This window comes from Streptomyces sp. 12E, from assembly GCF_055633275.1.
Genome location: NZ_JBVNCJ010000001.1, coordinates 6,005,426 through 6,026,380, shown reverse-complemented (window position 1 = coordinate 6,026,380; position 20,955 = coordinate 6,005,426). Strand labels below are relative to the sequence as shown.

The 20,955-nt window shown below is 71.3% G+C and carries 13 protein-coding genes and 5 pseudogenes; 6 read left to right on the top strand and 12 right to left on the bottom strand.

Features of this window, described 5'->3' with window-relative positions:
* Positions 1 to 31: 31 nt before the first annotated feature.
* The 3 genes and pseudogenes from ACZ8ZB_RS27640 to ACZ8ZB_RS27630 all read right to left on the bottom strand — a co-directional run bounded on the left by ACZ8ZB_RS27640 (position 32) and on the right by ACZ8ZB_RS27630 (position 1,215).
* On the bottom strand, positions 32 to 235 hold the full coding sequence (locus ACZ8ZB_RS27640; protein WP_470740332.1) for a hypothetical protein: 204 nt from the start codon (positions 233 to 235) through the stop codon (positions 32 to 34).
* 134 nt (positions 236 to 369) lie between these two features.
* Positions 370 to 477 (bottom strand): annotated as a pseudogene (locus ACZ8ZB_RS27635) (DUF7144 family membrane protein); the annotation flags it as partial.
* Positions 478 to 561: 84 nt separating this feature from the next.
* The gene (locus ACZ8ZB_RS27630) at positions 562 to 1,215 is read right to left on the bottom strand and encodes an HdeD family acid-resistance protein (RefSeq protein WP_470740331.1); all 654 of its coding nucleotides are present in this window, start codon (positions 1,213 to 1,215) and stop codon (positions 562 to 564) included.
* A gap of 191 nt (positions 1,216 to 1,406) precedes the next feature.
* Between ACZ8ZB_RS27630 and ACZ8ZB_RS27625 the strand changes: the two genes are divergently transcribed.
* The gene (locus tag ACZ8ZB_RS27625) at positions 1,407 to 2,654 is read left to right on the top strand and encodes a DUF2252 domain-containing protein (protein ID WP_470740330.1); all 1,248 of its coding nucleotides are present in this window, start codon (positions 1,407 to 1,409) and stop codon (positions 2,652 to 2,654) included.
* A gap of 20 nt (positions 2,655 to 2,674) precedes the next feature.
* Here the strand turns inward: ACZ8ZB_RS27625 and ACZ8ZB_RS27620 are convergent.
* The 3 pseudogenes from ACZ8ZB_RS27620 to ACZ8ZB_RS27610 form a co-directional block, all read right to left on the bottom strand.
* Positions 2,675 to 2,869 (bottom strand): annotated as a pseudogene (locus tag ACZ8ZB_RS27620) (hypothetical protein); the annotation flags it as partial.
* Between the two features lie 36 nt (positions 2,870 to 2,905).
* A pseudogene (locus ACZ8ZB_RS27615) lies at positions 2,906 to 3,088 on the bottom strand (response regulator transcription factor); the annotation flags it as partial.
* A gap of 306 nt (positions 3,089 to 3,394) precedes the next feature.
* Positions 3,395 to 4,789 (bottom strand): annotated as a pseudogene (locus ACZ8ZB_RS27610) (winged helix-turn-helix domain-containing protein); the annotation flags it as partial.
* A gap of 388 nt (positions 4,790 to 5,177) precedes the next feature.
* On the opposite strand from ACZ8ZB_RS27610, the gene ACZ8ZB_RS27605 reads away from it, so the two are divergent.
* Both ACZ8ZB_RS27605 and ACZ8ZB_RS27600 read left to right on the top strand, forming a co-directional pair.
* Positions 5,178 to 5,999: an ATP-binding cassette domain-containing protein gene (locus tag ACZ8ZB_RS27605; protein WP_470740329.1), complete on the top strand. Its 822-nt coding sequence runs from the start codon at positions 5,178 to 5,180 to the stop codon at positions 5,997 to 5,999.
* The gene (locus ACZ8ZB_RS27600; protein ID WP_470740328.1) at positions 5,996 to 6,652 is read left to right on the top strand and encodes a hypothetical protein; all 657 of its coding nucleotides are present in this window, start codon (positions 5,996 to 5,998) and stop codon (positions 6,650 to 6,652) included. The genes ACZ8ZB_RS27605 and ACZ8ZB_RS27600 overlap by 4 nt, the downstream gene beginning before the upstream one ends.
* Positions 6,653 to 6,758: 106 nt before the next feature.
* Here the strand turns inward: ACZ8ZB_RS27600 and ACZ8ZB_RS27595 are convergent, their stop codons facing one another.
* Entirely contained in the window at positions 6,759 to 8,543 is a 1,785-nt protein-coding gene (locus ACZ8ZB_RS27595; RefSeq protein ID WP_470740327.1) for a hypothetical protein, read from the bottom strand.
* 150 nt (positions 8,544 to 8,693) lie between these two features.
* Between ACZ8ZB_RS27595 and mmuM the strand changes: the two genes are divergently transcribed.
* Positions 8,694 to 9,605, top strand: a complete 912-nt coding sequence (gene mmuM / locus ACZ8ZB_RS27590) for a homocysteine S-methyltransferase (protein WP_470740326.1) — start codon at positions 8,694 to 8,696, stop codon at positions 9,603 to 9,605.
* Between the two features lies 1 nt (position 9,606).
* Here mmuM and ACZ8ZB_RS27585 read toward each other — a convergent pair.
* A pseudogene (locus tag ACZ8ZB_RS27585) lies at positions 9,607 to 10,035 on the bottom strand (ATP-binding protein); the annotation flags it as partial.
* 82 nt (positions 10,036 to 10,117) lie between these two features.
* Between ACZ8ZB_RS27585 and ACZ8ZB_RS27580 the strand changes: the two are divergent.
* Positions 10,118 to 10,936, top strand: a complete 819-nt coding sequence (locus ACZ8ZB_RS27580; RefSeq protein ID WP_470740325.1) for a helix-turn-helix domain-containing protein — start codon at positions 10,118 to 10,120, stop codon at positions 10,934 to 10,936.
* Positions 10,933 to 11,196, top strand: coding sequence for a DUF397 domain-containing protein (locus ACZ8ZB_RS27575; protein ID WP_470740324.1), 264 nt, complete (start codon positions 10,933 to 10,935; stop codon positions 11,194 to 11,196). Before ACZ8ZB_RS27580 ends, ACZ8ZB_RS27575 begins: the two co-directional genes overlap by 4 nt.
* A 35-nt stretch (positions 11,197 to 11,231) precedes the next feature.
* Here ACZ8ZB_RS27575 and ACZ8ZB_RS27570 read toward each other — a convergent pair whose 3' ends face one another.
* The 4 genes from ACZ8ZB_RS27570 to ACZ8ZB_RS27555 form a co-directional block, all read right to left on the bottom strand.
* Complete coding sequence (locus ACZ8ZB_RS27570) at positions 11,232 to 11,687, bottom strand: SMI1/KNR4 family protein (RefSeq protein WP_470740323.1); 456 nt, start codon at positions 11,685 to 11,687, stop codon at positions 11,232 to 11,234.
* A gap of 154 nt (positions 11,688 to 11,841) precedes the next feature.
* The gene (locus ACZ8ZB_RS27565) at positions 11,842 to 12,435 is read right to left on the bottom strand and encodes an SMI1/KNR4 family protein (RefSeq protein WP_470740322.1); all 594 of its coding nucleotides are present in this window, start codon (positions 12,433 to 12,435) and stop codon (positions 11,842 to 11,844) included.
* A 31-nt stretch (positions 12,436 to 12,466) separates the two neighbouring features.
* Complete coding sequence (locus tag ACZ8ZB_RS27560) at positions 12,467 to 15,088, bottom strand: RHS repeat-associated core domain-containing protein (protein ID WP_470741591.1); 2,622 nt, start codon at positions 15,086 to 15,088, stop codon at positions 12,467 to 12,469.
* Positions 14,997 to 20,897, bottom strand: coding sequence for a LamG-like jellyroll fold domain-containing protein (locus ACZ8ZB_RS27555; protein WP_470740321.1), 5,901 nt, complete (start codon positions 20,895 to 20,897; stop codon positions 14,997 to 14,999). Before ACZ8ZB_RS27555 ends, ACZ8ZB_RS27560 begins: the two co-directional genes overlap by 92 nt.
* Positions 20,898 to 20,955: the final 58 nt, after the last annotated feature.

Sequence of the window (20,955 nt, the reverse complement as noted above, 5' to 3'; positions counted from 1 at the left end):
CGCCTTCCCGGCCGCGACCGCGGCCGTCGTGTCACGGGCCGTCCTCCCGCCGTCCCAGGGCGAGCCGTATCACCCGCGGCCAGTCGGGTGCCCCGCTCCCCCGCCGGGTACGCACCGCGCCGCGCGGGACGCGCACGCGCAGCGCTCCGGGGACGGTCCGGCACACCACGGGGGCCGGCAGCAGCACGTGCTCCCCGTCCACCCCGGCCGCGACGGCCGGGGTGTCCGCCTCCACGACGACCTCCCCGGCGGCGAGCCGCAGCGGACCGGCCGCGCGCCGTGCGCGCCCGGTCCGCCAGGTGGAAGCGGTCCGCCTTGCCGCCGCCGGAGCGCGGGTTCATCAGCGCCCAGGGACGGCGCGGCGGCGACGCGGGCCCACAGGACCCCCCGGGCCGGGCCGAGGCTGACGAGCCCTCCGATGGCGCCGAGCACCAGGCGGGTCCAGCCCCACGCGCTGAGGTCGAACTGGAAGACGTAGTCCTGCGTCGTGCTTCAGCGTGTGCCACGGGGGGGCCGCCGCCTCACCCGGGGCGGGTGAAGTCCCGCTCCCGGCTGGACGGCTCAGCCGGTTTCCGGGGGACGGCGGGGCGTCCCCGCGGGGCCCGACCCGCGCAGCGCGGCCCGCCAGGCCAGGGCGACGGCGGCCTCGGCCAGTCCGAGGAGGACGAGCCACAGGCCGAGGAGCCGGGTCAGCGCCCGGGCCGATTCCGCGGGCAGGACCAGGACGACGATCCCCGCGACGACGGCGAGCAGCGCCGCGCCGAGGTGCGGCAGGTCCCGCGAGGCGACGGCCGTGAAGAGGACGAGCATCCCCGACACCAGCCAGACCACTCCGACGATCAGGGAGAGGGCGGCGACGGTCTGCAGCGGGTTGCGCAGGCAGAGCACCCCGGCCAGGACGTACAGCACCGCCAGCAGGAGTTCGGGCAGCCGTGCGCCCTGCTCCTCCCGCCCCAGGACGCCGACGAACCGGAACGCCCCGGCCACCAGCAGGTACAGGCCGACGAGCACCGCGAGGACGTGCAGCGTGGCGTCCGGCCACACCAGCACGACGACGCCCGGTACGAGGGTGGCGACGGCGGAGGCGAGGATCCACTGCCACGAACGCCCGAGCGCTCCCAGGACCTCGGCGGGGCCGTCCGGCGGTCCGGGGGGCGCGCCGCCGGGCGTGTGCGTCCGTCCGGGGCCGGGCGCCGGACCGGGTGTCGTGCTCATGGCTCCTCCTCCCGCGCAGCGCGCCCGGACCGCGGCGCGGGCGCGGGCGCGGGACCAGCCTTCCCCCCCGGCCGCCGTCGCCGGGTCACCCACCGCGGGTGATCCGGCCGGGGCGCGGGCGCGGTGGGATGGCGGCGAACAGTCGTCGTTCGGCGGGCAGTCGTCGTTCGCGGCGCAGGCGGGAGACAGCGATGGCCGTACCGAATCCGTTCAGCGCCTTCCTCTCCCCGGCCGAGCGGGCCGCGTACGGCAAGGAGGCGCGCGGCCGTGCGCCGCGCTCGTCCCACGGCCGGTTCGAGGCGGCCCGGGACCGGCCCGACCCCGTCGACGTGATCGAGCGGCAGTCGGCGACCCGGCTGCCCGAGCTGGTGCCGGTCCGCTACGGCCGCATGCTCGAGTCCCCCTTCCGGTTCTACCGGGGAGCGGCGGCGGTCATGGCGGCGGACCTCGGCCCGGCCCCGCACACCGGTCTGACCGTGCAGCTGTGCGGCGACGCCCACCTGCTCAACTTCCGCCTGCTGGCCTCCCCGGAGCGCCGTCTCGTCTTCGACGTCAACGACTTCGACGAGACGCACACCGGTCCCTTCGAATGGGACGTCAAGCGGCTGGCGGCGAGCCTCGCCGTCGCCTCCCGGGCGAACGGCTTCCCGGCCGAGGCGCAGGACGAGGCCGTGCGGGCCTGTGTGAAGGCCTACCGCAGGCGCATGCGGGAGTTCGCCGGCATGCGCACCCTCGACGTCTGGTACGCGCAGGACGACGCCGACCGGCTGCGGGAGCTGATGACGTCGTCGACGGACCGCGAGGCCCGGCGACGCGCCGCCCGGGCGGCACGCGCCCGGACCCGCACCCACCTGCAGGCCTTCGCGAAGCTCACCCGGGTCGAGGACGGGGAACGGCGCATCGCCCCGGACCCGCCGCTGATCACGCCCCTGCGCGATCTGCCGGACGCCCCCTCCGCCGAGGAGAAGGCCCTGCGCGAGGTCCTGGACGGGTACGTCCGCTCGCTGTCGTCGGAGCACCGGCACCTGCTGGGGCGCTACCGCCTGGTCGACGTGGCCCGGAAGGTGGTGGGCGTCGGCAGTGTCGGCACCCGCTGCTGGATCGTGCTGCTGCTCGGCTGGACGCACGCCACGGGCCTCGACGGACGCCCCCGGGACTTCTACGTGCGGCAGCTGCGCGACTGGAAGGGCATCGCCCGCCCGGAGACCATGGACCCGGCGCTGCTGCGGCTGTTCGCACGGCTGTGCGGGGCGAGCCTGGCGCGCGCCCACGCCCGTTCCGGCGACCCGGTCGCCATCGCCGCCTACCTGGGGCGCGGCGACCGCTTCGACCGGGCGCTCGCCGGATTCGCGCAGGCCTACGCGGACCGCAACGAACGGGACTTCGAGGCGCTGCGCGGGGCCGTGCGGTCCGGCAGGGTGCGCGCCGAGCGCCCGTGAGCCGTCGGCCCGGGGCGCTGCTCCGGCGCCTGGCGCATCTCCAGGACCCGCAGGCCCAGTGACTGGCAGCGGGCCAGCAGCCCGTACAGGTGCGCCTCGTCGACGACGTGCCCGAACAGCAGGGCCTGGCCGGACATCGTCGCGTGGTCGAGCTCCGGAGAAACCTTGATCAGCGGTTCCGAAAGATGCCCGTCGACACGGATCTCGTAGCGCATGAGCCGCTCGACGGGACCGTCGTGGGGTTCCCCTCCTCACAACAGGCCCAGTTCGCGGGCGCGGCGCACCGCCTCGTTGCGGCGGTTGACGGACAGCTTCCGGTAGACGTTCTTGAGGTGGGTCTTGACCGTGTTCACCGACACGTACAGCTCGGCCGCGATCTCCTCGGTGGACATGGCCAGGGCCAGCCGCCGCAGCACGTCGCGCTCGCGCCCGCTCAGCTCCTCCACGACCGGTGGCGGCTCGTACGGGCGTGGGGGCGGTCCGGTGCCGGACGTGCGCCGGCCGGCCGGCGGCGGGGCCGCGTCCAGGTAGCGCCGGATCCACGGCCCGGCCTCGGTGAAGGGGCGGCGCAGCCTCTCCCGACGCGCCTCCGCCAGCGCCCGCGCCACGAGCCTGCGCGCGGTCACGCCGTCCCCCGCCTCGTCGGCGGCCTGGGCCCGCACCAGCGTGGCCCGGACGGTCACGGCGGGTCCGGCGCGCCTCTCCGGACGCGCCCGGTCGAGCAGTCGGACGGCCGCGTCGGCCCCGTCGTGCTCCGCCAGCCCGTGCCGCGCGCGGTGCGGGTGGGTCAGCCCGGCGTCCGTCTCGCGCCGGGCCAGCCGTTCGGCCGCCCGCACCAGCTCCGGGGCGGGTCCGGTGCCCTCCCGCCCCGTGCGGGAGAACAGTGCGGCCAGCGCGTCGGAGTGCGGCCCGGTGAGGAACTGGCCGATGGCGAGGTCGTCGACCAGGGCGTCGGCGGTGAACTCCCAGTCGCCGGCGGCGGCCCCGTGCCCAAGCGCCTCGGCGAGGCGTCCGGACCTCCGCAGCCACGCGGCGGCCCGCCGGTGCAGCTCGGGTTCCAGACCGGGCAGGCGCACCCGCAGGTGGGCGCGGAGGATCTCGGCGAACAGGGGGTGGAGGCGGTACAGGCCGTGCCCGAGGTGCTCGACGAAGGCGTCGTCCCTGCTCAGCCGGGCCAGGACGGCCCCGGCGTCGTCGCGCCCCGTGAGCGCGTCCGTCAGGCCGGGGCAGAACCGGTCGAGCACGCTCACCCGCAGCAGCAGGTCCTGGGTGTCGGCGTCCTGCCGCTTGAGCACCTCCGCCAGCAGGAAGTCGGCGATCGCGCTGCGGTCCGCCTCGAACTCCTCCAGGTACCCCTCCGGGTCCCGGCTCTCCCTCGCCGCCAGCGCGCACAGCCGCAGCCCGGCAGCCCATCCCCGGGTGCGCTCCACGAGCGCGCGCACCGCGGCCGGGGGCAGCCGCAGCCCGTGCAGCTCCATCAGCTCGGCGGCCTCGTCCGGGGTGAAGGCCAGCTCGGCGCCTCTGATCTCCGTCAGCTCGCCCGCGGCCCGGTAGCGGTGCAGGGGCAGCAGCGGCTCGGTACGGGTGACGAGGACCAGCCGCAGTCCCGGCCCGGCGTGGTGGAGAACGAACTCCAGCTGCTCGGCGATCTCCGGGGCGGTGACCCGGTCGAACTCGTCGAGCACCAGGACCACGGGCCGCTCCCGGCCGCTCAGCGTGGCGGCGAGCCGGGCCTGGAGGGCGGGGCTCACCCGGTTGGCGTCCGCCGGGAGCCCGATGCCGTCGGGCAGCGGTACACCGACGGCGTGCAGGGCGCGCAGCACGTACGCCCAGAACATCCCGGGCCCGTCCCCTGCCGCCTCGGTGGTGAACCAGGCGACCGGCGGACCGCCCCCCAGCCGCTCCGCCCACTCCGCCCACTCCGCGACGAGCAGGGTCTTCCCGGCCCCCGCTGCGCCGTTCACCATGGTCAGCGGGGTCCGCAGCCCCTGGTCGAGGTGCCTGGTCAGCCGCTCCCGCCGCACGTACGTCACCGGGCGCGCGGGCACGGCGAACCGGGTCCGCAGGAAGGGGTCCCCGTGGGGATCGGCGAGGGGTTCCGCGGCGGACGAGCCGTCGTCCTCAAGCCCGGTCATGGCGCTCACCGCCCTTGTTCGGCCGTGCCCCTCCCAGCATCCCAGCACCGTGCCCGGAGGGCACGCCGTGACCGGCGCCCCGGCTGCCGCGCCGGTTCCCCCGGGAGCCGCTCCGCGGCGGTGTCCCCGCAACCGCTGCGCGAGGGGCGGGGGCGGAGCTGGACACCTCGGCGCCCGGCGGGTAGACAAGCACGCGGAGCCTCCGGCGGAGACGGTCCTCTCGGCTGAGCACCGTCTCCGCCAGGGGCTTCACCCGCCTGCCGGCCGAACCGCTCCACTCGCCCGCCGGGCCGGGAGGGCCGGTGTGCGGGCACGTCGAGGAGTCGGGTTGTTACGGTGCGAGGCGGTCGGCAAACGGTACGGCGGAGGACGGTGGATCCTCCGCGACGTGGACATGGAAGTCACGGCCGGTGACGTCCTCGCGGTGGTGGGCGGCAACGGTTCGGGGAAGTCGACCCTGCTGAGGATCCTCGCCGGACTGTCGCGGCCCACCACCGGCAGCGTGTCGGGGCGACCGCCGCGCATCGGTTACGTACCGGACCGCTTCACCGCCCACGACCGCATCCCGGCGCTCTCCTACCTCACCCACATGGGGCGCATCCGCGGCATGCCGGCCTCCGCCGCCCGCGCCCGGGGCGATCACCTGCTGGAGCGGCTGGCCCTGGCGGGCGGGCGGAACGCGCCGCTGCGCACGCTGTCGAAGGGCAACGCGCAGAAGGTGGCGCTCGCCCAGGCCCTGCTCGTCCGGCCCGACCTGCTGGTCCTCGACGAACCCTGGTCGGGTCTGGACGCCTCGGCCCACGGTGTCCTCGCCGAGCTCGTCGACGAGGTGGCCGCGCAGGGCGGCGCGGTGGTCTTCACCGACCACCGCGAGGCGCTCACCGGAGCGCGCGCCGACGGCACCTACGTCGTCCACGACGGCCTGGTCACCCGGCGCGGCGGCCGGCGTGCCGGAAGCCGCGCCCCGACGGTCGAGCTGGCCCTGACCGCACCGGCCGCCGGCGTCGTGCCGGACGAGGTGGACTGGCCCGCGCTGCCGGGTGTGCTGGACACCTCCCGGCGAGGCGGAGAGGTCGTCCTGCGGGTGGCGCGGGAGCACTCGGACGCCGTACTGCTGACGGCGTTGCGGCACCGGTGGTCGGTGGCCGGCCTGACCGGGACCGCGGACGGACCCGGTTCCCGGGCGGGCGGGCGGAGGTCCGCTCCGTGATCGCCCTGATCCGCTACCTTTCCACGGTCCTGCTGCTCTCCCAGCGCTACCTCGCTCCGCTGCTGCTGTTCCTCGGCCTGGTGGCCGTGCTGACCAGCGGCGACACCGGGCCGCTCACCGCGACCTACGCCTCGGTGGCCGGGGCCATGCTGCCGTGCTCGCTCTGGCTGACCGTGGCACTGGCCGGTCTCGAGGACCCGGCGCACCGCTCGGTCGTCGCCGTCGGCGCCGGCGGTCATCTGCGCGTCCTGCTCGCGACGGTCGCAGCGGCGGCCGTGTGGTGCCTGCCGCTCACGGCCACCGGCCTGGTGCTGCCGTTGGTGTTCGGGGCCCGCACCCCCGGCCTCGCGGACCTGGTCCTGGGGACCGTGGCCCAGCTCGTCTGCGCTTTCAGCGGCATGGCCGTCGGGCTGGTCTGCTCGCGGCTGGTGTTCCGGCGCCAGGGCTACGCGCTCGCCCTCGCCCTGGCGCTCCTGCTGGCCCTCCTGCTGGGCAGGGGCGTCTCCCCGGTCAACATCCTGCTCACCCGCCTGCAGGACGCGCCGGACCCGTCGGCCGCCCTGGCGCCCGTGAGCGTCCTGCTGACCGCCGCCGCGGGCTTGCCGGCGGCCGCGGTCGCCCTCACCCATGCGATCACCCGCAGAAAGGCATGAGCCCCGTGACCGCCCGCAGAAAGGCATGAGCCCCCATGGCGGTGCACCCGCGCCGGTGATCGCCGGAAGTGTGGCCGACATCCGGAGCCGTCCGCACGGACGGGTCCTACCAGCGGCTCGGCTCCCTGTAGGTGAGTCCCAGCCTCTCCGCCCCGTCCTTGCTTCCGCCGATCATCTCCGCGACGGACTTCGGGTCCGTGTCCCTCATCGACTCGACGATCTCGGCCGCGAGGGCCTCCGGGGCCCGGCCGCGTACGTCGACCACCAGACCGAACTGTACGGAGGGAGCCTCGAAGGAGCCCCTGCGAGCCGGGTGGGTGAAGGTCAGGCGCACGGTGTCGAACTCCTTCAGCCAGGACGTGCACCATCCAGGCGCGCAGTCCCACCGGCCCAGGATGGCCGGATCCGCGTGGAGCCGGTCGGCCACCAGCCGGGCCACCGTCCGGGCCGGCCACTCCCAACCGTGGTCCTGCTCGGCTCGGGCGACCTCCCGGTCGTACTCCGCCGCGTCGAACCGGACCTCCTGTGGCGGATCGCCCGGCATCGAGGAGCGCCAGTCCTTCCAGACCACCTCCGCCCCGTCACGCACGATCGTGACGTGGAGCCCGCCGCAGCACCCTTCGGTGCAGTACGCCTCGGCGAGCATGACTTCCCTCGGTTCGCCCGTGGCCCTGAGCCGCCCGCTGTGGACCAGCCGCTCGGGGCTTTCGGCGGGACCCTTGTCGAACGCGGCCGCGACGACCGGCACACCGTCGATCACGATCCTGGCCTCCACTCGGGGGAAGCCGGCCGGGTTCGGATCGGGTACCACGACCCGGATCGCGAACTTTCCTTCCGGTATGTCGTTCCGGGGCGCCTCGCCGAGGACCCAAGCGGCGCGCCGGGCCTCGACCGGATCGTCGGAACGCGTACCGCGGCGCAGCGTCTCGACCCACGGCCGGGAGGACAGCACGTGGTTGATCCGCTCGACGAGACCTCGGCGGAGTCCGCCCACCACCGGGGCGGCCGGCCCTGTGCACAGGTCCTGGGCGACCATGGTCAGCACGGCGGCCCGCTGCAACGTCGCAGGCCGTCGGTCGGCGAGAGCGACCCACCGTCGATAGACGACCGCGGCTTCCTGATACCGGCTGATCTCGGACCGGTAGTTACGCGTACTGGTCATCGCGAGCAGGAGGTTGCCGACTTGGTCCCAGAGGGCGTCGTCCGCCGTCGGACGGCCGAGCAGCTCCGCCAGACCGTGCTCCTCGGCGATCCGCCGCGCGTGGTCGCTGGACAGCAGGTCCCCGGGTGTCGACCGCACCCACCGGCGCACGACCGGATCCGCGTGCGCGGTCAGCGCCCGGACGGCGAGAGTCCGCGGATGGCCTCGTGATCGCTCGGCGAGCCGGATGAGGTCGTGCGCCGCGCCGGGTACCTTCGCGAGCGTCTCCACAGCGAGCTGGTCGGCGAAGCACAACAGCCCGACCGTCCTGACGGCCGGGACGTCGTGCGGTTCGGCATGGCCGCAGAGCAGCCCCAGTCCGACGAGGACCGCGCGCCGGTCCCAGCCGTTCCTGATGAGCCACCGGGCCGCATCGAGGAGCCGTTGCGAAGCTTCGGGCGCGAACTCGCGCGGGACTCCGGTCACGTACCTGGTGTCGGCCGCCAGACGAGTGCACCGGTCGTGAAGGTCCGCGGGTGACAGGGCCGGATCACCGACGAACTCCCGCAGCACGGTGGCGAGGGCGAGCCCGCGTCCTGGAGAGGGACCACCTGGACGGTCTCCTCCACCGGGCCAGGGACGGCCGCCGTCCGGGAGCGGCCCGTCCGGGTACAGCCGGGACAGTCGCCGCGCATGCTCGAACAAGGAAACCGGGCGGTCGAGCGCACCGCGCTCGTGGACCACGCTCACCGGCCGGAGGAAAACTCGATTCTCTTCGTCATGCGCGGAACAGTACACGCCCGACGACGCCGCTCGCGACGGATATCACCGCGCGGATCAGCACGCCCTCCCGGCCCACGGACCTCGGCACACGGAACCACCTCGGCTAGCGTCGTCGGTATGAGCACCCCTCCCGCCCTCGCCGGGGCACTCGCGCACGGCACGGTCGTCCTCGACGGCGGCATGTCCAACCAGCTCGCGGCGGCCGGACACGACCTGAGCGACGAGCTGTGGTCGGCCCGGCTGCTGGCCGAGGCCCCGGAAGCGGTGACGGCGGCCCACCTCGCGTACTTCGAGGCGGGGGCGGACGTGGCGATCACGGCGAGCTACCAGGCCACGTTCGAGGGCTTCGCGCGGCGCGGGATCGGGCGGGAGGAGGCGGGCCGGCTGCTGGCCCTGAGCGTGGGGTGCGCCCGTGAGGCGGCCCGGCGGGCCCGGGCGTCCCGCCCCCTGTGGGTGGCGGCGTCGGTCGGCCCGTACGGCGCGATGCTCGCGGACGGCTCGGAGTACCGGGGCCGGTACGGGCTGGGCGTGGCGGAACTGGAGCGCTTCCACCGCCCGCGCATGGAGGTCCTGGCGGGGGCCGCCCCGGACGTCCTCGCCCTGGAGACGATCCCCGACACGGACGAGGCCCGGGCCCTGCTGCGCGCGCTGCGCGGTCTCGGAGTGCCGGCCTGGCTGTCGTACTCGGTGTCCGGCGACCGCACCCGCGCCGGCCAGCCGCTGGAGGAGGCCTTCGCCCTGGCGGCGCGGGCGGACGAGGTGATCGCGGTCGGCGTGAACTGCTGCACGCCACAGGACGCGGACCGCGCGGTGACCCTCGCGGCCCGGGTCACCGGCAAACCGGTCGTGGTCTACCCCAACAGCGGTGAGGCCTGGGACGCCGGGGCGCGGGCGTGGACCGGCCGGTCGACGTTCAGCGCCGGGCAGGTGACGGGCTGGCGTGCGTCGGGGGCCCGGCTGATCGGAGGGTGCTGCCGGGTGGGACCGGAGACGATCGCGTCGGTGGCGTCGGCGCTGCGGACCCCGTAGCGAACTCGCACCACACGACCTTCCCGGGCTCCCGCTCCCCCACGCCCCACCTGTCCGCCAGCCCGGCCACGAGCAGCAGCCCGCGCCCGCCCTCGTCGGGCTCACCCTGCGGTACGGCGGGCACACCGCCCCCGCTGTCGTGTACCTCGACGCGTACGCCGTCGGCGTACGGCAGGAGACGCAGGAGGAATCCACGGCCGGGCGGCACGCCGTGCAGCAGCGCGTTGGTCGCCAATTCACTGACGCACAGCAGCACATCGTCCGTGCGCCCGCGCACACCCCAGTCCTCCAGCGCCCGGCGCGCGAACGCCCGTGCACCGGGCACGGAACGACGCTCACGACCGAAGAAACGCTCACGTGGGGAGGGGGCCGGGGTCGGGGGTGAAGTTTCCTGATTCACGGGACGAGAGTGACGCTCCGTACCCACCATGGAACAGTCCGCGCACCCGTACGGCTCGACCGTACGCGTACGCGACGGTGAACGTACGCGCACGGGTGGGGAGTTCGACCTCATGAGCACCACGACACGGCGGAACGCCTCGGCGATGAAGATGGTGGGCGCGCTGCTCGCCCTGTACCGCCAGGCCGCCGGCCACACACAGAGGTCACTGGGCGAGCGGTTCGTCATCAGCGAGCAGCAGATCGCGTCGATCGAACAGGGCAGACGCCCGTTGAAGCCGGACCTCGCCGAGCAGCTCGACGAACTCCTCTGCACCAAGGGCGCGTTGTCGGTCGCCCTGAGCAGGATGCCGGAGGTGGATCTGATTCCGCTGTGGGCGGAGGAGTACCTGGACCGGGAGCGGGAGGCGATCGCGATCTCGTGGTACGAGGCCTCAGCAGTACCTGGCCTACTCCAGACCGAGGAATACGCCCGAGCGGTCTTCCAGAGCCGCGTACCGGTGTACGACGAAGACCACATCGAGCAGTTGGTGACAGCGCGCATCGAGCGTCAAGAGATCCTTCACCGCAAGATGCCGCCAACCACGAGTTTCGTCATCTGGGAAGCCGCATTGCGTGATCGGTTGGGCGGCAAGGCCGTGCACGCCGAACAGCTGCGAAAGCTACTCGAGTGGTCCGGCGTCCCCGGAGTCGCGCTCCAGGTCCTGCCACTCGGCCGCACTTCGCACGCCGGTCTTGACGGCCCGTTCATCCTGCTGGAAACCCCCGAGCATCAACGGCTCGCATACATGGAGACCCAGCGTGGCAGTCAGCTGATCGCCGATCCCGGAGAGGTAGGGATCCTGACCCAGAAGTATGCGATGCTGCGGACGCAGGCCCTGAACACCGAGGACTCAAGGGCCATCTTGGATCTTCTCCTGGGAGAACAATGACTGGCACCGCACTTGAGTGGTTCAAGTCCAGCTATAGCGGCAGCGAAGGCGGCGCCTGCCTCGAAGTAGCCTACGCTTGGCGCAAGTCAAGCCACAGCGGCAGCGAGGGCGGCAACTGCCTCGAAGTCGCCCCTCACCCCACCGCCATCCACATCCGCGACTCCAAGACCCCGGGCGCCCCCCATCTCACGGTCACCCCGAAGGCGTGGACGGCCTTCCTGTCCGTACCGTCGAAGGACACCAGCGCGGCAACGGCGTAGAGCGCCCCTGAACGGCGCCACCCTATAGCCCGTCATCACACGCCAGGCGCGGGTCCGTACCGCGTCTCCGGCCTCTCGTCCGGAGTCATGGGCAGGTTCCGGAGCGCCACGGGGCCGGGGTAACAGGCGGAACCGCCCGGCCCCGTGACCTCTTCGCCGTTGAGCCAGCGCCACAGCCACTCGGCGAACCCCATGGAGTACTCGAAGAACTCACCTTCCCCATTCTCGACGAACAGGGTTCCCGCCCCCTGCCCGCCCTTGGGCGCATAGAAGATCGTCTCTCCTTGATTGGTGGAGGCGATCGGAATCAATCCGTCCGCATCACCGAAGCGCATCTCGGACACTCCAAGAGACTCACGGGGGTCCCCTTCGGGTTCGTCCTCGTCCCATTCGACCTGAGACCAAGCCTCCGACGTGCTGCGGATCTTCTCCGCGAGGTTCCATCGCCCCGTCGCCGGGTGCATCAGATACAGGTGCCCGTTGATCTCCACGGGCGCATAGCCGTCGACGATCTCCTTTTACTTCGCCGGGAGGGCTACCCCGAGGTCGCGCTCCAACCGACTCCAGGCCACCACATTGCGGTAGCGCATCGGCGGCTCGCCCAGCATGCCCCAAACGCGTTCCATACAGTGCCGTTTCACCCTGTCACCCAAACATTCCGGTGTAGGGGTCGACTTCACCGGTCCACGGGTCGAGTCCCACAGCACGTAGACGCGCCTGCTCACGCGCGTGCAGGAATGTGGGTGCCGAGCTTCCCCACAGGGTGACCGCACCAAGTGGGCACTCGTCGAATTCCGCGCGGAAGATGCGAACCAGGAATTCGATCATTCCGCACGGAAACTCCGACCACCTCGCGTCATCCTGGTTCCAGACCAGCACCGGCCAGCTGTCGGCGTCGCCGTTTGTGACACGCCAGCAGAGGATGTCAGCACTGCCATCCACCCCCCAGGCAATAAGACGCGGTGGTACCTCGTGCTCGGCCCCTGTAGTCCAGAGGGATTCGGCGTTCCGTGTCTCCGCCTCCATCCCCTGGTAGGTGGGCTCACCGCTCGCCGCACGTGGTTCGGGTAGGAAGAAGGACAGGTAGTCCTCCACTCCGCCTTCACCGTAAACGCCGAAGAACGCCTTGTAGTCCTGAGGGAAGCTGGTGCCCCAGCTGCCTTCCACGGCCTTCCAGTCGACGGCGTCGCCGGCCCCTTGATGGGGAGACATCAAGCCGCCGAGGGCATCAATCCACATGGTGCTGCCACTTCATCTTTGTCGAGTCTTGTCACTTCATTGGCCCTGTCGGTACCGGAATACCGGTGCGGCTATCGGTGACCGTACCAAGGTTCTTCCACTGGCCCTGCCTGGGGCTGTAGATGGAGTTCGGAACAACCTGGTTGAAAGACACTCCTGGAGAACCGTCGGGCCTGATACCACGGGCCGTCATTTCGAAGGAGACCGGAACAGTTCTGGAGCCCACATAACGCGGAGTTACCGTATAACGCACAACCTGCCCCCCGTATATAGCGTCCTTTACTTGTTCCTCGTAGTGATACATGTGCTCGTCGATCCGTCCGACACCTGTGACATTGGTATTCGCCTGTCGCGAGCAGGTCGCCAGGTTCTTGAGATCCGTACCGGAACCGCTGAGATCCTTGCCCAGCAAGTGGCAGATGTTGATGGACTTCGAAGAATCAAGACCCAAGTATCCAGCATATGCCTTGCCCCAGAGATATCCGGGCGGTGCCACCTTGCTCGGTTCCGTCTTCGTGCCTTCATGCGTCGCAAGATAGGCGCTGTCGAGGCACGCGTCTACGCCCGTCGCCCGGTTGCCGTACGCGGTGTCCAAGTCACCGGAGTCGACCCACCCCTCACCGTCACGTCGGCAGTCAGACCCGCGCTGGGCGTCCGTCCTACTGGCTGGTCCGCCACCGAGAAGCGCGTTGGGCATCAGCGACTCAAGAGGAACGTAATACTCAGTGATGTCGAGGACCGCGTGGATGACTGCTCTTTGGTCAATGGCCACAGCTCGGTCAAGGGACCATTCTTGTACTCGGGCGACGTCGACCCGCGGCTTCGGGGCCGGCCGTGCAGGAGCTGGTCTCGGGCTGCTGCCGCGGTTGGGGTTCTGGGGTGTGGGCGGCTTGGGGGGCTTGGTCGTGCTGGTGCGCTGGATCCCGCTACTGCGGACGGGGCTCCTGGGGTGCGCCCTGGAAGTCGACGAGCAGCCGTAGGTGCATCCCCGGGGCGTGGTCGGGCGACTCGGGGATGTGGTGGGTTTGGTGGGATTGAACCGCATCTCCCAGCGGTACAGCTCGATGGCGTTCTTCCGGGCCTGGGCTCGGCTGCTGGTGTGACTACGACTTGTGTTGCCGGACGTGCGGGTCTGCCTTGGCTTGCTCGTGCGCACAGTCCCGTTCTTCGGGGCAACGCCATAACCGCGACCATTTCCCACGCCCCCGAATTTGCCGCCCCCCACTCGGAAAGTGAAGGTGCCGCCACCGCAGATGCACGCATGCCCTGTCGGGTCCGTGCCGTTCAGCGGATCCGCGTTCGCGTAGCCGTACCGGTTGGCCTGAGCTGACGGGCTGGCATCGAGCTGCCAGGTGTCGCGGGAGGCGAAGCCGCCCGTGCCCGGCTGGTACCAGCGGGCCGCCATGTTGACGTCGCCGCTGTCCGGGTCGGTCCAGGCGGACTGGTAGCCGACGGCGGGCATGTCGCCCTCGGTGGCGGTCTTCGTGCCGAAGGGGTCGTAGGTGGTGGAGCCGGTGACCTCGGTGCCGTCGACGGACAGGCCCGCGACGAGGTCGGTGTGCTGGTCGGTGACGGACCACTGGGCGGTGGTGCCGTCAGTGCTGGCGAGCAGGGAGCCGCCCGGTGTGCGGCTGTAGTCCGTGGTGCCGTCACCGAGGAGGTTGTTGGAGCCGCCGTCGTAGCGGAACGCGGCGGAGCCGTTCCCGGCGACACGGTCGAGTGAGTCGTAGGTGTACGTCGACGCCCCGTCCGTCACCTTGCGCTCGAAGGCGTCGAAGGCGAGCGATCGGGAGTCGGTTCCCGTCCCGACCTCGCTGAGCGTGCCGCGCGGGGTGTGGCGGTACGTCGAAGTACCGTCGTCGAGCAGGCGGTTGCGTTCGTCGTACGTCGCCGTGGCCGATCCGGCCTTGACCCGGTTGCCGGCCGCGTCCCACTCGTAGTGGGTGGTCCGGTCCCCGCCGGTCCAGTACGACAGGCGTCCAGCCTCGTCGTAACCGTAGACGTGCTCGCCGGCTCCGGCCGTGCCGGCGGTTCCCTTCCAGGTCAGCCGGTCGTCCAGGTCGTAGGCGTAGGTGGTGGTCGCGACGCCGGTCGACTCGTCGGGGGTGGTGATGATGTCGTCGGTGAGACGCCCCAGACTGTCGTAGCCGTAGCTCCGCCGGGCCGATTCCACCCACTCGGTGGACCCCTCCGGCTGGATCGCGTACTGCTCCATGACCGGTCGGCCGACGGCGTCCCACTCGTACCAGATGTCCGCGCCGGTCATCCGGTTCCAGAGCCACTCCAGCCGGCCTGCCGAGTCATAGCCGTAGCTGGTCACGTTCTTGGCGTCCGACCGCTCGGTCATGTTGCCGTCGGCGTCGTAGGTGTAGCTCACAGCGCCGCCGGGGCCGTCCGCGGTCAGGAGCTGTCCGCGGTCGTTGTAGGTGTAGGTGTTCGGGTTGAGCGGCTCGGAAGAACCGACGGAGGTGAGGCGGCCCGCGAGGTCGTAGCCCAGGGTGCGGTCGGTGGTGGCCGCTTCGGCACCGGTGCCGGTCTCGTGGGTGAGGCGGCCCAGGCCATCATAAGTGCGCTCGCGCTTGACTCCTCCGGGCAGCAGTTCGGTGACGGCCTGGCCGGCCTTGTCGTAGACGGTCGTCCAGGTGCGGTCCACGGCGTTCGGGTGCGCGGTGGTGGCCGGCTCGATCGTGGATTCGGGCAGGCCCCAGCTGTTGAAGGTGTAGACGGTGGTGTTCCCCCGTCCGTCCGTCAGCCGGGTGCGGTTGCCCGCCGCGTCGTAGCCGAAGGTGGTGGTGATCGACTCGCTGTCGGAGACCGGTTCGACCTGCTTGGTCGTACGGCCGAGCGCGTCGTAGGTGTAGGTCGTGCGGGCCTTGGTCTCGGCGGAGATCACGGCGGTGCGGTTGCCGTCCGCGTCGAACTCGGCCTCCACGGTGCGCAGTGCCGTGCTGCCGGTGCCGTAGTCGGTGACGGCGGTCGTGTTGCCGAGGGTGTCGTACGCGGTCCTGGTGGTGCGGTTGGTCGCGTCGGTGGTGGAGGTCCGGCGGCCGAGTCCGTCGTAGGCGAACCGGGTGGTGCCCGCCGCGTCGGTCACCGACAGGACCTCGCCCGCCGGGTTGTAGGTGGCGGACGTGACGCGGTCGGCGGGGCTGGTCGACGTGGTCTGGTTGCCCGCGTCGTCCCAGGTGTAGCGGCTGGTGAGGTTCTGTGGATCGGGAAAACGTTCGACGGTGGTCGCGGTGAGCTGTCGGCCGAGTTCGTCGTAGGTGGCCTCGGTGCGGGCGCCGGTGGGGTCGGTGACCGACAGTTGGAGTCCGGTGGGGGTCCAGGTGTGACGGGTCACGCCGCCGCCGTCCACGCTCGGGGAGACGAGCGACCGCCCCGACGCGCCGGGTCCTCCAGGGCGCGCCGCCGTCCACGCTCGGGGAGACGAGCAGGTCCGGATCGCCGCTCTCCATGGCCGCCAGGGCGGCAGCCGCGTCGGCGACGGGGTCCGTTCGGCTGGTGAGTTGACCGAGCTGGTCGTAGCCGTAGCGGGTGACGCGGCCCAGTGGATCGGTGACGGACTGCGGCAGGCCGAGCGGGTTGTAGGTGGTACGGGTGGTGGCGGTCAGGGGTGCCGCGACGCCGGGCGGGCTGTAGTCGGGCAGGGTCACGGCGGTCGTGCGGCCGAGGAGGTCGACTTCGGTACGGGTGATCCGGCCGTGGGCGTCCTTGACCTCGGTGGCCTCTCCGAAGGTGTTGTACCCGGTCAGGACGGTGGGTCTCACCATGACGGGGGCCTGGCCGTTCTCCTCGGCCTTCACCTCCGGGGCGGATTCCGCCACCAGGCGGCCCAGTTCGTCGTACCGGTAGGTGGTGGTGTGTGCCGCGGGATCCGCGTCGGCGGTGTTGCCGCGCGGGCTCACGGAGGTCAGCGGCAGGCCGCGGTCGTCATAGGTGTGCGTGGTCGTGTGGGTGCTCGTGCCGTCGGTGACCGTTTCCTTCGTCACGTTGCCGGCGGGGTCGTACTCCGCTGTCGTCGTGAGCTTCTTGTCACCGGTGATCGACTGCGTCTGTTCCGTGATCCGGTCGTCCCCGTCGTAGGCGTACGTGCTGGTGCGGTTCAGGCCGCCCGGGTCGAGGATGCTGGCCTTGGTGCGGCCCAGGGCGTCCACGGTGAACGTCTCTGTGGTAGTGCCGCCGCCGGTGACCTGCTTGGTGAGGTTGCCGGCCGGGTCGTAGGTGTTGGCTTCCAGGATGATGTCGTGTCGGCCGGCGTCGGACTGTGTGACCTGCTTGGCAATGGTGGTGGCGGGCAGACCGTCGTCGAAGTAGGTGTAGGCGGTGGTGGCGCCCATCGCGTCCGTGGCCGAAGCCAGGCGGCCGGCCGGGTCGTAGGCGTTGGAGACCACGGTCAGGTCCCGTACGGTGCCCGAGGGATCACCGGTCCAGTCGTCCAGGACTGTGGTGGCGTGCTGACCACGGGCGGTGTAGGTGTACGTCATGTGCGTACCCGCCGGGTCGGTGGTGCCGGTGACACGGCCGAAGGCGTCGTGCTCGAACAGAGTGGTGTTCTGCTCGGCGTCGGTGACGCTGTCGTTCAAGCCGTGCGGGTTGTAGTGGTAGGCCGTGGTACGGGCGGGGTCTCCTCCCGTGGTGTCCTCAACCGTCTCGGACAGCAGGTTGCCGTCCTCGTCGTAGGTGCGGCTGATCTTCGCGGTGTGGGTGGTTCCGGTGATCTCGTTCTTCACGCCCGCGCCGGTCTCGGTGACGACGCGTGAGGCCGCGTCGTAGCCGTACGACGTGGTGACACCGGTCGGGTGCGCGTCGGAGACCTGCCGCTCGGAGGTCTTCCGCCCCAGCCCGTCGTACGTGTACGCCGTGACGAGCCCGGACGGGGAGGTCACCTCGGCCAGGTCACCGTTGGCGTGGTACCGGTAGGACGTCTGTGCGCCGCCCGGGGTGGTCTGCTCGAGCACCAGACCGGCCGGGGCCGTGCCGCCGCCCACCGCGGCTTCGCTGCCGGTGGTGTAGGCGGTGGAGGCGCTGGTGTCGTCCGGGCGTTTCGTGGTGGTGGGAAGCCCCAGGGAGTTGTAGGTGTACTCGGTGCGGTAGCGGTTGTCCTTGTGGTCGGTCGAACGCGGATCGCGGTAGGCCAGCGGCTTGTCGTTGCGCGGGTCGAGCGGGTCGCTCGCGTTGTGGTGGTACGACGAGAAGCTCGTCCAGCACGAGTCGGCGTCCCGGCAGGTCGTGGTCGACACGACGTTGCCGCGCGCGTCGTGGCCGGTGACCGTGGCGTGTCCGTTGGCGTCGGTGACCGTGTGCAGGTTGCCGGCGGTGTCGTAGGCGTACGCCGTGACCGCGCCCGTGGCGTCCTTGCTCGACACCGTGCGCTGTCCGCGCAGGGAGTCGTAACTGATGGTGCTGGTGTGCTGCTCGGGGTCCGTGACCGTGACGGTGGTGGTCAGGCCCGACGCCGCTGCCTCGGACTGGGCCCGGTAGTGCGCGGAGACCTGGTCGGCGGTCAGCGCGCTGCGGTACAGGGCGACCTCGTCCACCTGTCCGTCCAGGTAGTAGGTGCCCCCGGCCAGGCCCATCCAGCCCGAGCTGCCGTAGCCGCCGCCGACGTACACATAGGGGCGCGACTGGTCGGTGATGGTGCCGTCGAGCGAGCCCACCTTGACGCCGTCCAGGTAGAGGGTCTGGGTGGTGCCGGAACCGGAGAGCACGACGTGGTGCCAGTCGCCGTCGGTGACCGTCTGGGAGGAGACGATGGGCGTCGCTCCTGAGACGCCGGAGAGGTAGAACTCGCCGCGCAGCTTGCCGGAGCCGTCGATGTTGAGGGCCGGCCGCCATGAGGTCGGGGTCTGTCCGACGGGGGCGTTCTGGAAGCCCAGCAGTACCGCCGACGGTTTTGTGGTGCGGAACCACATCTCGGCGGACAGATCGGTGGTTCCGGCGAGGATCGAGCCAGGTATCTCGACGGTTCCGCCCTTGCCGAGGGTCACCGCCCGGTCGTCTCCCGCACCGAATATCCCGGACTGGTCGAGCTTGGACGCGTCGGTCGTGTCGGGGTGGAAGATGGCGTACATGCCGGGGCCGCCGACCTCGCTGGGCAGTGCGGTGCCGTCGTCTTCGCCGAGCCGCCAGTACGCGGCGGGGGCGTCCGCGACCGTGACGCCGCCGTACTGGTCTCCCCTGCCCGCGATGAGACTCCGGCGGGCCTGGATGTGCTGGCTGGGTGTGTCGGTCTGGCCGGGGGCGGGCGGGGTGTAGGACCACGTGGTGGAACCCGCCTTCTTGGTGAACGTCACCAACGCCTTGTCATAGAAAGCGACTTCGTCAATCTGTCCCGTGAAGTTGCGGTAGCCCTCGTCCTTGCCGTCCCAGCTGACCGAGGAGTAGCCGCCACCGATGAGTACGTGGGGGTACCGGCCCCCGACGACTCCCGTCGCCAGGCTGCCCTGATGGCTGCCGTCCACGAACAGCGCCTGCATGCCCTCGTTGCCGGTGAGCAGCACGTGGTGCCACTTGTTGTCCGTGACGGCCTGCTTGGACAGCAGGCTCTGTCCCGTGCCCCAGAACCGGCCGCGCAGTTTCCCGTCGTCGTCGATGAGCAGCATGGGCCGCCAGCCGGTCGGGGTGTCTCCGAACTCGGTGTCCTGGTTGGTGACCAGGACACCCGGGCCGGAGGTCTTGAACCACAGTTCCAGGGACATCGCCGTCGTCGTACCGATGGTTTCGGAAGGTACTTCGACCGCGCCGTCGCCGGTGAAGCTTGCCGCGGTGTCGTCGCCGTCGGCGAAGATGCCCGCGCTGCCCAGGCGTACGCCGTCCAGGTAGCTGCCGGCCAGTTCGTCACCGAGAGGGCTGGTGGCCGCCGCGCCGCCGCGCTCGCCCAGACGCCAGTAGCCGATGGGTCCACTTCGCTGGATCGATTCCGCGTAGGAGGACGAGGAGGACGAGTAGGCGGGCGCCGATACCTTCCAGGTGCCGCCGTTCTCGTCGGTGTGCTGGGTGAGTCGGCCACTGACCTGGTCATATCCGGCGGTCGCGTGCACCCGGCCGGACGGCAGAAGGACCTTCGTCATCTGCCCGATCGCGGATCGCTCCGCGTAGTGGTCGGCGACCGTGGCGGCGTCCAGAGTGTGATCGTAGAAGGCCACTTCGTCCATCTGACCCGTGAAGCGGTACTCGCCGCTCGCCAGGCCCATCCAGCCGGAACTGCCGTACCCGGCCCCGAGGTAGGCGTAGTCGCGGGACTGCTCGGTGAGTGCGCCTGCCAGCGAGCCGACCTTCGCTCCGTCCAGATAGAGAGTCTGGGTGTTCGCGCCGGCCGTGAGCACCGCATGGTGCCACTGGCCGTCGGTCACGGTCCGCGTCGACACGATGGGCGTGGCTCCCGGGCTTCCGGTGAGATAGAACTCGCCGCGCAGCTTGCCTTCACCGTCGATGTTCAGCACGGGCCGCCACGAGGTCGGCTTCTCGCCCAGCTCGGTGTCCTGGAAACCGACCAGGACACCGGACGGCGTACTCGTCCTGAACCACAGCTCGATGGTCGGGAAGGCCGCGTTCTTCAGCGTGTCGGCCGGCAGTTCGACCACCGAGTCGACGCCATCGAAGCCGGTTGAGGTGTCGGCCGTGCCCGCGATCGCCGACCCCGTGCCCAGTTGCGTGTCACGGTGGACGGCGTCGTTCAGGCCTGTGCGCGAGACGGCCTCGCTGGCGGCCACGGAGCCCTCGCTCTCGCCGAGCCTCCAGTACGACGTGGGAGCGGCGTCGAGCACACCGCTGCGGTAGACCGAACCGGTGCCGTACTCGTACACCGTGCACTTGGTCGTCGACGACGGCGGGCACACCTTCGTCAGCAGGTCGCCGTCGTAGTGGTACGTCCACTTCAGGCCGGGCGTGCTCGCATCGATCGCGTTCGTGGTCACCGACTCGACGCGTCCGCCCGACCAGGCGAAGGAGAGAGAGCGACCCGACAGGTCGTCGGTCACCTTCTTCACCGGGCCGCCGGTGGCCGTCTCGTGCGTGACGGTCTGTCCGCGTCCCGCGACGTCCGCGATCCGGGTGAGCACACCGCTGGAAAGGAAGTGGTAGGTGGCGCCGGACCGTTCCCGCAGTACCCAGTCGGTCGACTGACGGGCCAGGGTGAGCGAGCCTCTCGGAGGACCGGTGTAGGTACCGTCGGCGTTCTTGCCGAACCGCACCTGCGAGCCGTCGGACAGGGTCACGAGGACCGTGGCCATGGCCGGCTCCTCGCGCAGTCGCATGTCCCAGCGAGTGGACCAGCCACTGCCGAAGGCGTTGTCGCGGCGCGGATCGAGGGAGTTGTAGGTACGGGTGACCGCCAGTTCGGGACCGACCGTGGTGAGTGCCGCGTCGGTCGCGGCGGTGACGTAGTTGCCCGCACGCGTGCCGATCTCCTTGCCGTCGTCGGCGCCGCCGAGGTGGCTGGTGACCGTGGGCTGGGGCACCTGCGTGGTCAGCAGCGCCGGGCCGGGCCGGACGGAGGTCGCGGCGCCGTCGTAGGCA